Genomic DNA, 12,097 nt, shown 5'->3' with positions numbered 1-12,097 from the left:
CATCGGCCGCTTCGATTCCGAAGGAAGTTCCCCATGAGCGAGGCCCCGTACCGTTACACCGCCGCGGTGGCGGACGAGATCGAGGAGCGCTGGCAGCAGCGCTGGGACGAGGACGGCACGTTCCATGCCGACAATCCCGTCGGCGCGCTGCGCGGCGAGGCCGCCTCGCTCGACCAGGCCGCCTCCGCGGGGTCGGCGGAGAAGCTCTACATCATGGACATGTTCCCCTACCCCTCGGGGTCGGGGCTGCACGTGGGGCACCCGCTGGGGTACATCGCGACCGACGTGACCGCGCGGCATCAGCGAATGCTCGGCAAGAACGTGCTGTACACGATGGGGTACGACGCGTTCGGCCTGCCCGCCGAGCAGTACGCGGTCCAGACCGGCACGCACCCGCGCACCACCACCGAGGCGAACGTGGCGAACATGCGTCGTCAGCTGCACCGGCTGGGGCTGTCCCACGACCCGCGGCGCTCGCTGGCCACCACCGACCCCGAGTTCGTGAAGTGGACGCAGTGGATCTTCCTGCGCATCTTCGACTCCTGGTACGACCCCGAGTCCCCGAACGTGGACGGCATCACCGGGAAGGCGCGCCCGATCGCGGAGCTGCGCGACGAGCTGCGAGCCGGCACCGTGGACCCGTTCGCCCTCGCCGAGCGTCAGGACATCGAACTGCCCGCCGCCTGGATCGGTCGCAGCACTGCCGACGTCACCGCCGCGAGCGACGCGGAGATCGATGAGCTGGCCCACGCCTTCCGGCTGGCCTACATCTCCGAGACGCCGGTGAACTGGTGCCCCGGCCTGGGCACCGTGCTGGCCAATGAGGAGGTCACCGCCGAGGGCCGCTCCGAGCGGGGCAACTTCCCGGTGTTCCGTCGCCGCCTGCGCCAGTGGAACATGCGCATCACCGCCTACGCCGACCGTCTGCTGGACGACCTGGAGCGGGTCGACTGGCCCGAGTCGATCCGTACCATGCAGCGCAACTGGATCGGTCGCAGCCAGGGCGCGCAGATCACGTTCCCGGTGGCAGGGCTGACAGGCCACGAGGACCCGACGTTCGACGTCTTCACCACGCGGGCCGACACCCTCTTCGGCGCCACCTTCTGCGTCCTCTCCCCCGAGCATTCGCTGCTGGAGGATTCCTCGGCCCTCCCGGCGCAGTGGCCCGAGGGCATCCCCGAGGCCTGGAAGGGCGAGGCCGCGACGCCGCGCGAGGCCGTCGAGTCGTACCGCGCACGAGCCGCTGCCCTCGGCGAGGAGGAGCGCACCGCCGAGAACCGCGAGAAGACGGGCGTGTTCACGGGCCTGACCGCCACCAACCCGCTGGACGGGCGCGAACTGCCGGTGTTCACTGCCGACTACGTGCTGACCGGATACGGGACCGGTGCCATCATGGCCGTTCCCGCCGAGGACGAGCGCGACTTCGATTTCGCGGCCACGTTCGAGCTGCCCGTCATCCGTACCGTGCGGCCGCCCGCCGATTTCGAGGGCGGGGCCTGGACCGGGGACGGCGAGAAGATCAACTCCGCCAGTGCGGAGCTGGACCTCAACGGCCTCTCCCCCGCCGAGGCCGCCGAACGCGCCACCGCGTTCGCCGCCGAGAAGGGCTTCGGCACCGCGCGTACCACCTACCGTCTGCGGGACTGGCTGTTCTCGCGCCAGCGCTACTGGGGCGAGCCGTTCCCGGTGGTCTACGACCCGGACCATCCGGACGTGCCGATCCCGCTGCCGGATTCCATGCTGCCCGTGGACCTGCCCGAGGTCGCGGACTTCTCCCCCAAGACCTTCGATCCCCACGACGGCGACACCGAGCCGCAGACCCCGCTGTCCCGCGCCAGGGACTGGGCCGAGGTCGAGCTGGACCTCGGCGAGGGCCCCAAGCGCTACCTGCGCGAGACCAACACGATGCCGCAGTGGGCCGGCTCGTCCTGGTATCACCTGCGCTACATCGACCCCACCGAGGACGAGTCCCTGGTGCGCCGCGAGAACGAGGAGTACTGGCTGGGCCCCCGCGCGGAGGGCGAGGTCGGCGGCGTGGACCTCTACGTCGGCGGGCAGGAGCACGCGGTGCTCCACCTGCTCTACGCGCGCTTCTGGCACAAGGTGCTGTTCGACCGCGGCGTCGTCTCCAGCCAGGAGCCCTACCACCGGCTGTTCAACCAGGGCTACATCCAGGCCTACGCCTACACCGATTCCCGAGGCGTGTACGTCCCGGCCGAGGAGGTCGTCGCCGAGGAGGACGGCACCTTCACCTATCAGGGCGAGCCCGTCACCCAGGAGTACGGGAAGATGGGCAAGTCGCTGAAGAACGCGGTGGCGCCGGACGACATGTATCGCGACTACGGCGCCGACACGCTGCGGGTGTACGAGATGTCGATGGGCCCGCTGGACCTCTCTCGGCCGTGGGAGACGCGCGCGGTGGTCGGCTCGCACCGATTCCTGCAGCGCCTGTGGCGGCTCATGGTCGACGAGGAGACCGGAGCACTGACCGTCTCCGAGGAGCCGGCCGACCTGCCCACCCGCAAGGCCGTCCACCGCACCATCGACGGGGTCAGCCGCGACATGGCCCAGATGCACTTCAATACCGCGGTCGCGAAGCTGATCGAGCTGGTCAACCACCTCACGAAGGGCCTGACCGGTACGGGGGCCACACCCCGAGAGGCCGTCGAACCGCTGGTGCTGATGGTCGCCCCCTTGGCCCCCCACCTGGCCGAGGAGCTGTGGGCTCGCCTCGGCCACGAGGGCACCATCTCGCGGGCACCGTACCCGGTGGCGGACCCGGAGCTGGTCAAGGCCGACGCGATCACGTGCGTGGTCCAGGTCGGCGGCAAGGTGCGCCACAAGCTCGAGGTGGACCCGGAGATCTCCGAGTCCGACCTCGAGGCGCTGGTCATGGCCGAGGACCGGGTCCAGGAGGTCATCGCCGGCCGGCCGATCCGCAAGGTCATCGTGCGGGCGCCGAAGATCGTGAACATCGTGGTCTGAGAAGGTCGTCCCGGCCGGGCTGATCACTCGGCCGGGATCGTTCCTCCCCAACGCGGCTGCGTCCACAATGGAGACCGCGCGGCGGTCGACGAGTCGTTCGGCTGCCTACGGTCGGTCCATGAACATCTTCTGCGGATGCGACCCCGAGACCTTGGACGAGCTGGCCGAGAAGCTCGTCGAGAGCGCCAAGAGAATCATCGAGCTCATCGAACTCCTGCGCACGACCTCCGTCACGGTCGCGTGGGCCGGGCCGGACGCCGACTCCCATCGGGGCCAGGTCGATGCGGTCGCCGTCACTGCCGGCGACGTCTGCGCAGCGATCCGCGACCGGGCCGAGATGCTGCGGGAGGAGTCGGCGCAGCAGGTGAGCGCGTCGGAGGCCCGGTCCGATCGCAGCGACCCGCTGCGCTGGGCGCGCGCGGAGATGCCCGCCGGCCCCGGAGGAGGCAGCGGGGGCAGCGGTGGCAACGGGGGCAGCGGTCGCGGACTGCCCTTCCCCGAGCTGTTCCCGCGTCTGTCGCCACCACCGTGGTACGAGGGCCTTGGACCGACCATCGGCGGTCCGTTCCAGGCGGAGGACCCGTTCGAGCTCGTTCCGGTGCTCGGCGCGCCCCTCCCGCCCGTCGTCACCGGAGGTCCGGGCAGCTGGTCCCCGATCGGAGGGCCCATGGCTCGGGAGCCGGAACAGCTCCGCACGAGCCGCGACTCCTTGCCCGAGGGTGAGGAGTTCGATCTGGCTCCGGAACGGCTCGAGCGGGCCGAGGAGGTGCGCCGCGGAGCCTTCAAGATGACCAAGTGGAGCGCCGGGGCCCAGGCTCTCATGGACCTCCACAGCACCGTCGGGGACGGGCTCGATCTCGCCGAGAGCACGCTCGAGGACAACGGGCTCGGTGCCTTCACTCCGGCTGTCTCCCTCGCCCGGATCCCGCACGAGATCTCAGGCGTCGCCGTGGGCGAGAACTCCGTGATGGGCCAGGTGACCGGCGGCGTGGAGCACCCCGTGGCGAATGCGGACCAGACCACTCGCGAAGTCGTCGACGCCATCGGCGACGGTGATCCCGCCGCCGCGGCCCGAGCCGGCGAGCGCGGTATGTATCGCCACTTCGCGGGCGTGGCCGGCATCGTCACGGCCACCCCGGTGCCGGCGCTGAACGATGCGGTCGACAGCAGCATCGGTCACGCTGCGGACATCATCGAGCCGGTCAGCCCGGAGGCGGCCTCGCGAATTCGGGAGGGCCAGGACGCCGGGCGGGAGACCCTGGAGCCCGCTTCGCAGGCATGGGACGAGGCCACCGATGCCGAGACCTGGTACGACCTCCGCCGCGCGGTAGCGCCCCTGCCGTGGGATCCGCAGCCCCAGCCGGCGGGCTGAGGCGTGAGCCGCGCGTCTCTCGACCGGCCGGCCGCGCGCGAGGGGCGCATCCCGGCACCTCGGAATGCGCCCCGCTCCAGCGATCAGCTCACCGCGGCCGCGGCCTCGTCCCGCTCGCTGCCGTCGGCCTCGTCCGGGGCGATGACGGTCAGCTCCAGGGAGTGTCCCTCCTCGCTGACGCCGACGCCGACATGGTCGCCGTCGTGGACCTCGCCCCTGAGGATGAGACGCGCCAGGGCGTCACCGATCTCCTTCTGGACCAGCCGCTTCAGCGGGCGCGCCCCGTACATCGGATCGAAGCCCGTCTCGGCCAGCCACTGCGTGGCCGGTTCGTCCACCTCCAGGCCGATCCGGCGATCCTCGAGCCGTGCCGCGACCTCCCGGACCTGGAGGTCCACGATCCGCGAGAGCTGCTCGCGGGAGAGCGCATCGAAGATCACGACGTCGTCGAGGCGGTTGAGGAACTCGGGCTTGAACGATCCCCTGACCACCTGCATCACCTGTTCGTGCTTCTCGCGCTCGCTCAGCACGGGATCCTGCAGGAAGTGGGCGCCCAGGTTCGAGGTGAGGATCAGGATCGTGGAGCGGAAGTCCACGGTCCTGCCCTGCCCGTCGGTCAGGCGACCGTCATCGAGCACCTGCAGCAGGATGTCGAACACGTCGGGGTGCGCCTTCTCGATCTCATCGAGCAGCACCACCGAGTAGGGGCGGCGCCGCACGGCCTCGGTGAGCTGACCGCCCTCGTCGTAGCCGACGTACCCGGGAGGGGCACCGACCAGGCGCGAGACCGTGTGCTTCTCCCCGTACTCCGACATGTCCAGGCGAATCATCGCCCGCTCGTCGTCGAAGAGGAAGTCGGCCAGGGACTTGGCCAGCTCGGTCTTGCCCACGCCCGTCGGCCCCAGGAACAGGAACGAGCCGGTGGGACGGTTCGGATCAGCGATCCCGGCACGGGCCCGGCGCACGGCGTCGGAGACCTCGGCGACGGCGCGGTGCTGGCCGATCAGGCGCTGACCGATCAGCTCCTCCATCTCCAGCAGCTTCTGGCTCTCCGCCTCCAGCAGGCGCCCCGCGGGGATCCCGGTCCAGCTGCCCACGACATCGGCGATGTCATCGGGACCGACGTGGTCGGCGACCAGGGGGCGATCGTCCTCACCGACGCCCTCGGCCTCCTTCTCCTCGGCCTCGACCAGCTGCGACTTCACCTCCGGGATGTCGCCGTAGAGGATCTTGGAGGCGGCGGTCAGGTCGCCCTCGCGCTGGGCACGATCGGCCTGCATCCGCAGCTGCTCCAGTCGCGCCTTGAGGTCACCGACCAGGTTCAGCCCGGCCTTCTCCCGGTCCCAGCGCGCCGACAGCGCCGTCATCTGCTCGGTGCGGTCGGCCAGCTGCGCGCGGACCGATTCGAGCTGGGCGATGCTGCCGGGATCGTCGCTGCCATCCAGTGCGAGCTCCTCCATCTTCAACCGGTCCACCTGCCGGCGCAGGATGTCCAGCTCCTCCGGCGAGGAGTCCAGTTCCATGCGCTGGCGGGACGCGGCTTCGTCGACCAGATCGATCGCCTTGTCCGGCAGCTGCCGGCCCGAGATGTAGCGGTCCGAGAGCGTCGCCGCGGCCACCAGGGCCGCATCGGTGATCGAGACCTTGTGGTGGGCCTCGTACTTGTCCTTGAGCCCCCGCAGGATGGTGATGGTGTCCTCGACGCTGGGCTCGCCGACGATGACCTGCTGGAAGCGGCGCTCGAGGGCCGGGTCCTTCTCGATGTTCTCGCGATACTCGTCCAGGGTGGTGGCGCCGACCATGCGCAGTTCACCGCGGGCCAGCATGGGCTTGAGCATGTTGCCGGCGTCCATCGAGCCGTCGCCCGTGCCGCCCGCACCCACCACGGTGTGCAGCTCGTCGATGAAGGTGATGATCTGGCCGTTGCTGGTGCGGATCTCATCGAGCACGGCCTTCATGCGCTCCTCGAACTCGCCGCGGTACTTCGACCCGGCGACCATCGAGGACAGGTCCAGGGCGACGAGCTTCTTGTCCCGCAGCGAATCCGGGACGTCACCGGCGACGATGCGCTGAGCGAGTCCCTCGACCACGGCCGTCTTGCCGACGCCCGGTTCGCCGATCAGCACGGGGTTGTTCTTGGTGCGCCGCGAGAGCACCTGGACCACGCGGCGGATCTCGGCGTCACGGCCGATCACCGGGTCCAGCCGGCCCTCGCGGGCCTGCTCGGTGAGGTCGATGCCGAACTTCTCGAGACTCTGGAAGGTGCCCTCGGGGTTCTGGGTGTCCATCTGTGTCATGCGCTCATCTCCTGGTGAGAGTCGGGTCACGGCATCGCGAAGGGCCGCCGGCGTCGCGCCGGCGGCGGCCAGCAGGCGAGCGGCCTCGTCCGAGCCGAGCGCGATGCCGATCATCAGGTGCTCGGTGGACAGATAGGTCCGCTGCTGGGCATCGGCCTCGTGCCGCGCCGCCTCCAGGGCGTCGAAGCCGTCGCCGACGAAGGTCGGATGCGCGCCGCTGCCGCTGACCCGTGGCAGCGCACCGATGGCCTCCTCGGCACGCCGAGCCACGTCGCGGGGATCCGCGCCGGCTTCCGTGAGGGCCGCCGCGCCGATGCCATCGCTCTGGAGTGCCAGCGCCCACAAGAGGTGCAGAGAGCTGATCTGGGGGTTGCCGAGCTCGACTGCCTTCTCCGCGGCCGCGGTGACGGCCTCCTGCGAACGAGTGGTGAACTGGAACTCCACGGCGCTTCCTCTCCTGCCTGGACCGTGCGGTCGGTGTGATCGGCCGGTCCGTGTGGTTGCTCGATCTCTGTGCGGCGTGCCCGCAGGATCGCTGTGGTTCCGCGATCGCTGCGCGCGGCCCGCGGCGGTCTGTCAGTGGCCCCGCGGGCGGTCCTGCGACCAGTGCAACGACGCCAAGGTTGAGTCTATTCCGCTCAAGGTTGGGTTCTGTCCACAATCGGCTCCGCTCGGGTCTCGTCATCGGCGAGGATGGGGATCGGCACCTGTAGCATCGCAGGCAGCCGATCGCCCTGTCGTGTGGGGGACCAGACACCGACGACGTCCCGGGGCGCTCGACCGTCCCTGCGCTCCCGTCCCTCTGCCGACGAAACCGAGGCCATCATGTCCCACCCGCCGCAGCAGCCGCCCAGTGGCCAGTACATGCCCAACGGGCGCCCGCGCCCCGGCGCGGGGTCCGCAGGCGGCTCCCCGTCGGGCCCGTCCCAGCCCCGCTACGTCGACTACGGCAATCCTCGCGCCTACGACACCTCGGTGCGACCGGCGTCCGGGCTGACAGCCGCGCGGTACGCCCCGGCCCGGATCCGGCAGCCGGATCAGGAACAGCCGCCCTCGGCGTGGACGACCACCCAGGCCCGACGTGCCCAGGAGGTCTCCCAGAGCGCGAACAAGGTGCCGGTGACGACGGTCGTGTCCTGGATCGTCGCGGCGATGCTGGGCATCCTGCTGATCGTCATCCTGGGTCTGTTCTTCCTCGGATTCGTCATCAGCTCGAGTTCGAGTCCGATCTGGTGGCCGGTGACGGCGTTCCTCGCGCTGATCTCGCTGATCGTGATCATCGGGATCATGATCCTGGCCGACCGCTGGGATCCGCAGCCGATCCCTCTGCTGATCGTCGCCGTGCTCTGGGGCGCGGCGGTCGGGGCCGGCCTCAGCTATCTGCTCAACACCGCCAACTCGATGCTGACCTTCTGGGTCACCGGCAGCGAGGCCGCGGCGAACTTCGTGGGCCCAGTCATCAGCGCCCCTCTGGTGGAGGAGACCACCAAGGGGCTCGGCCTCCTGCTGCTGATGCTCCTGGGCCGGCGGTACTTCAACGGCCCCCTGGACGGGCTCATCTACGGCACGCTCATCGGCGGCGGCTTCGCCTTCACCGAGAACATCCTCTACTACACCCGGGCTCTCGAAGGCGCGGGCGAGGTGGGCCTGCTGATCAACGTGGTCATGCGCGGCGTGCTGAACATCTTCGGGCATGCCATCTACACCTCGCTCACCGGCATCACCGTGGGCTTCGTGGTGAGGAAGTGGGGGACGGTGATGGGCCTGCTGGCGTTCATCCCCGCCCTCATCCCCGGCATGCTCCTGCACGCTCTGTGGAACCTCGGGGCCACCCTCTTCTCCGGCATCATCGCCCTGCTGGTGATGTACGCCCTGGAGGCGCTCATCTCCCTGGCATGGCTGATCCTCATCGCGATTCTCGTCTGGGACGAATCACGATTGACGCGGGTGCGCCTGGGGGACTACGCCAATCACGGATGGCTCACGCATGAGGAGGTGGACATGCTCGGCACGTGGAAAGGCCGCCGCGAGGGCAAGCGGTGGGCGAACCAGTTGGGCGCGAAGCCGCTGATGAAGAAGTTCATCCGGGAGAGCGCGGACCTGGCCTCGGTGCGCCAGCGTCTGCTGGCCGACGGCGCGAACCCGAAGGTGGTCGCCCTCGAGTCCGACCTGCTGCGCAGGCTCACCACCAATCGCCAGGCCCTGCTCGCGAGGGCCGGGCACACCGGCTCCTAGCCGACCGGGGTCCCCGACTCGACCGCGGCTGCTGTGCTCAGCGGCGCGAGTCCTCGTCGCGGCCGCGCAGGCGCTCGAACTGGCGACGCTCACGCTTGGTCGGACGGCCGGTCCCGCGCTCGCGTCGCGGCGGCGCGGCGGCCAGCTGCGGCGGTGGCTCGGGGCTGTGGTCCTCATAGGCCTCCCGCGCGACCGGGGCGCCGACGCGCTTGGTGAGGATCGTCGTGACGACCACGATGCGTTCGCGCCCGGGTGAGCGGACGCGCAGCTCGTCCCCCACGGTGATGCGCTGCGAGGCTTTCGCCGGCTCCCCGTTGCGGCGCACGTGCCCTGCCCGGCACGCGGTGGTGGCGGCCGAGCGGGTCGGCATCAGCCGAGCGCTCCACAGCCATACGTCCAGCCGCACCGACTGCGGACCGGTGCCGGTTCCGGGCGTGCTCACGGGCTGACCGGTTCCCGCACCAGGGGCCACGGATCGTGCGCCTCCAGCTGCGCGGCCAGCGAGAGGAGCAGGGCGTCATCCCCGGGCCGGGTCGCCCCGAGGTGGACGCCGAAGGGCAGCTCCACGCCGTCGACGTGCTCGCGGTGCAGCGGCACCGACATCGCGGCGCGGCCGAGCATGTTCCAGGTGCTCGTCCACGGCGTGAACTCGCACTGCGCTTGGAAATCCGCGGCGCCATCGGGCAGCTGCAGCTCGTCCGGGAAGGCGGGCGGTCCCGCCAGGGTCGGTGTGAGGACGACGTCGTAGGGCGCGAAGGCCTCCCCCGTGCGCCGGCAGAGAGTCTGCATGGCGCTGATGGCTCTGACCACGTCGATGCCGCTGTAGGTGCGGCCCCGCTCCCGCAGCCACCGGGTCAGCTCCAGCAGCTTGCCCTCCTGCACCGCGTCGAGCTCGATGGCGGCGGCGCCGACGGTCCACAGCGGCATGAAGGCAGCCCATTCGGTGGCCGTGAACGGCGCCGGGATGCTCGTCGTCTCGTGGCCGAGCCCGCGCAGCAGCTCGGTGGCGCGTTCGAGGCCGCGCAGGGCGGCCGGGTGCACGTCGGTCTCGGCGGCGAGGGGCTCGGTGAGGACCGCGATGCGCAGCGGGCCCGCCTGCTCGCCGACCGCGTCGAGGTAGGGGCGCTCGCGGCGGGCCAGCGGGGTGGAGTCCCCGGGGCGGTCGCCGGCGATCGTGTCCAGGCCCGCCGCGAGGTCCCGCACGGTGCGGGCCAGCACGCCGTCGGTGACCAGGCCCACGCCCTCGGCGCCGTACGGACCGGGCGAGACGAGCCCGCGCGAGGGCTTGATGCCCACGATGCCGCAGCAGGCCGCAGGGATCCGGACGGATCCGCCTCCGTCCGAGCCGTGCGCCAGCGGCACCACTCCCGCGGCCACCGCGGCGGCGGCCCCGCCGCTGGAGCCGCCGGCGGTGCGGCGCAGATCCCACGGGGTGCGCGCCGGCGCTCCGGTGGCGGGCTCGGTGTAGGCAGGCATCCCGAACTCGGGAGTGGTGGTCTTGCCGATCGTCACGGTGCCGGCGTCCATGACTCGCTGCGCGACGCCGTCGGTGACCGGGGCGATGGTGCCGCGCAGCGCGGTGCTGCCTGCTTCGAAGGGCTCTCCGGCGATCTGGGTGAGGTCCTTGATGGGCATCGGGACTCCGAGCAGCGGGAGGTCACGTGCGAGTCCCGCGAGATCTCCGGTGCGTCGCGCGTCCGCGAGGCGCTCGGCGGCGGCCCGGGCCTGCCGGCGCGAGAGATCCTCGAGGACGTGGGCGAACGCACCCACCCGGGCTCCCGTGCCACGAGCGGCGTCGAGGGCGCGCTCGGTGTGCTCGCGCATGTCGATCTCGCCCGTCCGGATCGCGGCGGCCGTCTCGAGCGCTCCGAGCACCTCCTCCCCGTTCGCTGCGGTCATCGGCGGCTGTCGCTGGAGCGGGAGGCGTCCTGCGAGGCAAGCTCGGAGCGGACGTGCTCGATGATCCCGTCGGCGGCGTCCATGATCTGCTCCCACGCGATCTCGAAGCCGCTCTCGTCCCCGTACCAGGGGTCGCGGATGCCGGTGTCCTGCACGGGCTCCGATGCGAAGTCGCGCAGCATGTAGAGGCGGCCGCGGGCCCGGTCGCCCATGGCGCGACGGATCGGGTCGACGTGGTCGTGGTCCAGGGCGAGCACGAGGTCCGCCTCCCGCAGCAGCGCCGCGGTCATCTGCCGGGCCCGGTGGGCGGAGGCGTCCAGGCCGTGGCGCTGGAGCAGCGCTCCGGCCCGTGCGTCGACGGGGTTGCCGACCTCCCAGCCGGAGGTTCCGACGGAGGCGACCTCGACGTGGTCATCGAGCCCGGCCTGCTCGAGCGCCTCGCGGAGCGCGTACTCGGCCATCGGGGAGCGGCAGATGTTGCCGGTGCACACGGTGAGGATGCGGTAGCTCATCGACTCTCCGTTCCGCTGCCGGCGGCGGGCTCCTCGAGCAGATCGGCGTACTCGGGGTGCCGCTCGATCCAGCCGCGCACGAACCAGCACGTGGCGCGCACCCGCAGGCTGTGCTCGCGAGCGTCGTCGAGGGCGAAGCGGACCAGCGCGGAACCCACTCCCCGGCCGTTGTGCTCGGGGGCGACCACGGTCGAGCGCAGATCGCGCACCGTGGCCGGCCCGGGGCCGGCGGCGGCCCCCGCGCTCTGGTCCTCGGCCGTCCCGGCGCTCTCGCTCGCGTCGGCGGCGGGCTCGTCGCCGTAGTACAGGACGGCGAGCAGCTCGGAACCGTCCAGCGCTTCGTAGCGGTCTCTGTCGTCGTCATGGACCAGGCGCACCGCGCCCGGTCCGGCGGAGGTCTCATCCATGCCGGTCACGGTACACTGCCGGGCATGCCCGCGCCCCTGATCTGGCACATCACCGAGCTGCCCGCCTGGGAGGCGGCAGCCCGGCAGGGCTCGTACACCCAAGCCACCCGGGGCCGCGATCTCTCCGAGGTCGGCTATATCCACGCGTCCTGGCCCGAGCAGGTCTCCATGGTCGCCAAGCGCGTCTACCCCGATCGTCCCTCGGATCTCGTGATCCTCGAGATCGACGTGGCGCGCGTGGAGGCGGCCGGCGTCGCGGTGGACATCGAGGCCGACGACGACGGGGGCGGCCGCGGCTATCCGCACATCAAGGGGCCGCTGCCGGTCGGGGCCGTGCTCCGTCTGCGTCGCACGAAGTGGATCGGCCGGGAGTTCGTCGTCGTCGCCTGA

9 protein-coding genes are annotated in these 12,097 nt (G+C 71.1%); 4 read left to right on the top strand and 5 right to left on the bottom strand.

All coding sequences use genetic code 11. The annotated features are described in order from the left end of the window. Positions 1-33 precede the first annotated feature (33 nt). Both leuS and AC5020_RS10260 read left to right on the top strand, forming a co-directional pair. On the top strand, positions 34-2,985 hold the full coding sequence (gene leuS / locus AC5020_RS10265) for a leucine--tRNA ligase (protein WP_377794276.1): 2,952 nt from the start codon (positions 34-36) through the stop codon (positions 2,983-2,985). A gap of 118 nt (positions 2,986-3,103) precedes the next feature. Further along, positions 3,104-4,357 (top strand): hypothetical protein, encoded by a 1,254-nt coding sequence (locus AC5020_RS10260; protein WP_464988208.1) that lies wholly within the window; start codon positions 3,104-3,106, stop codon positions 4,355-4,357. 83 nt (positions 4,358-4,440) lie between these two features. On the opposite strand, the gene AC5020_RS10255 is transcribed toward AC5020_RS10260, so the two are convergent. After that, positions 4,441-7,098 carry an ATP-dependent Clp protease ATP-binding subunit gene (locus tag AC5020_RS10255; protein WP_464988207.1) on the bottom strand — a complete coding sequence of 886 codons (2,658 nt, stop codon included), beginning with the start codon at positions 7,096-7,098 and terminating at the stop codon, positions 4,441-4,443. 381 nt (positions 7,099-7,479) lie between these two features. On the opposite strand from AC5020_RS10255, the gene AC5020_RS10250 reads away from it, so the two are divergent. Continuing rightward, complete coding sequence (locus AC5020_RS10250; RefSeq protein WP_464988206.1) at positions 7,480-8,889, top strand: PrsW family intramembrane metalloprotease; 1,410 nt, start codon at positions 7,480-7,482, stop codon at positions 8,887-8,889. Between the two features lie 37 nt (positions 8,890-8,926). Here the strand turns inward: AC5020_RS10250 and AC5020_RS10245 are convergent, their stop codons facing one another. Genes AC5020_RS10245 through AC5020_RS10230 form a run of 4 tightly spaced genes read right to left on the bottom strand, consistent with a single transcriptional unit; the run spans position 8,927 to position 11,707 of the window. Then, the gene (locus AC5020_RS10245; protein ID WP_377019188.1) at positions 8,927-9,331 is read right to left on the bottom strand and encodes an RNA-binding S4 domain-containing protein; all 405 of its coding nucleotides are present in this window, start codon (positions 9,329-9,331) and stop codon (positions 8,927-8,929) included. Then, entirely contained in the window at positions 9,328-10,788 is a 1,461-nt protein-coding gene (locus tag AC5020_RS10240; protein WP_464988205.1) for an amidase, read from the bottom strand. The genes AC5020_RS10245 and AC5020_RS10240 overlap by 4 nt, the downstream gene beginning before the upstream one ends. After that, positions 10,785-11,300 (bottom strand): low molecular weight protein-tyrosine-phosphatase, encoded by a 516-nt coding sequence (locus tag AC5020_RS10235; RefSeq protein ID WP_464988204.1) that lies wholly within the window; start codon positions 11,298-11,300, stop codon positions 10,785-10,787. The genes AC5020_RS10240 and AC5020_RS10235 overlap by 4 nt, the downstream gene beginning before the upstream one ends. Next, positions 11,297-11,707, bottom strand: coding sequence for a GNAT family N-acetyltransferase (locus AC5020_RS10230; RefSeq protein ID WP_464988203.1), 411 nt, complete (start codon positions 11,705-11,707; stop codon positions 11,297-11,299). The genes AC5020_RS10235 and AC5020_RS10230 overlap by 4 nt, the downstream gene beginning before the upstream one ends. A 24-nt stretch (positions 11,708-11,731) precedes the next feature. On the opposite strand from AC5020_RS10230, the gene AC5020_RS10225 reads away from it, so the two are divergent. After that, positions 11,732-12,097 (top strand): DUF952 domain-containing protein, encoded by a 366-nt coding sequence (locus tag AC5020_RS10225; RefSeq protein WP_377019180.1) that lies wholly within the window; start codon positions 11,732-11,734, stop codon positions 12,095-12,097.

Source organism: Brachybacterium sp. SYSU DS0246, assembly GCF_059391765.1.
The sequence above is the reverse complement of the archived record's forward strand: the minus strand, read 5'-3'. Positions and strand labels throughout refer to the sequence as shown.

What these genes read in the sequence shown, in the direction of transcription:
- AC5020_RS10230 (WP_464988203.1), bottom strand. Translation starts at nt 11,707, where the DNA reads ATGGATGAGACCTCCGCCGGACCGGGCGCGGTGCGCCTGGTCCATGAC.
- leuS (WP_377794276.1), top strand. Translation starts at nt 34, where the DNA reads ATGAGCGAGGCCCCGTACCGTTACACCGCCGCGGTGGCGGACGAGATC.
- AC5020_RS10240 (WP_464988205.1), bottom strand. Translation starts at nt 10,788, where the DNA reads ATGACCGCAGCGAACGGGGAGGAGGTGCTCGGAGCGCTCGAGACGGCC.
- AC5020_RS10250 (WP_464988206.1), top strand. Translation starts at nt 7,480, where the DNA reads ATGTCCCACCCGCCGCAGCAGCCGCCCAGTGGCCAGTACATGCCCAAC.
- AC5020_RS10235 (WP_464988204.1), bottom strand. Translation starts at nt 11,300, where the DNA reads ATGAGCTACCGCATCCTCACCGTGTGCACCGGCAACATCTGCCGCTCC.
- AC5020_RS10260 (WP_464988208.1), top strand. Translation starts at nt 3,104, where the DNA reads ATGAACATCTTCTGCGGATGCGACCCCGAGACCTTGGACGAGCTGGCC.
- AC5020_RS10225 (WP_377019180.1), top strand. Translation starts at nt 11,732, where the DNA reads ATGCCCGCGCCCCTGATCTGGCACATCACCGAGCTGCCCGCCTGGGAG.